Here is a 264-nt window from a genome sequence, read left to right as displayed (position 1 = left end):
GGCAGCACGTGCCACGATATCGAGGTTGTTTAATAATTTTCGACCATCGCCATCGGCACTGCTAATCAAACTTGCCTTGGCATCGGGATGAAATTGCAAGCCATCCAATTCACGCTCACAAGCTCTGTCTATCATCGCCTCCAGATCAGCGTCAGTCAGCGATTTGAGAACATACACAGAAGCACGGGATAACAGCGCGCTATTGACTTCAAACGAGGGATTTTCGGTAGTAGCACCGATGAAGGTGAACAAGCCACTTTCTAC

Annotated in this window: 1 pseudogene; it reads right to left on the bottom strand. The window is 48.5% G+C overall.

The features are described 5' to 3' along the window. Nucleotides 1-252 (bottom strand): annotated as a pseudogene (locus QN347_RS20125) (replication-associated recombination protein A); the annotation flags it as partial. Nucleotides 253-264 lie beyond the last annotated feature (12 nt).

Source organism: Sphingomonas sp. 10B4, from assembly GCF_035019905.1.
GTDB classification, from domain to species: domain Bacteria; phylum Pseudomonadota; class Alphaproteobacteria; order Sphingomonadales; family Sphingomonadaceae; genus Sphingomonas; species Sphingomonas glacialis.
Note: the sequence above shows the minus strand (reverse complement) of the source record. Positions and strands in the feature narration are given on the sequence as shown.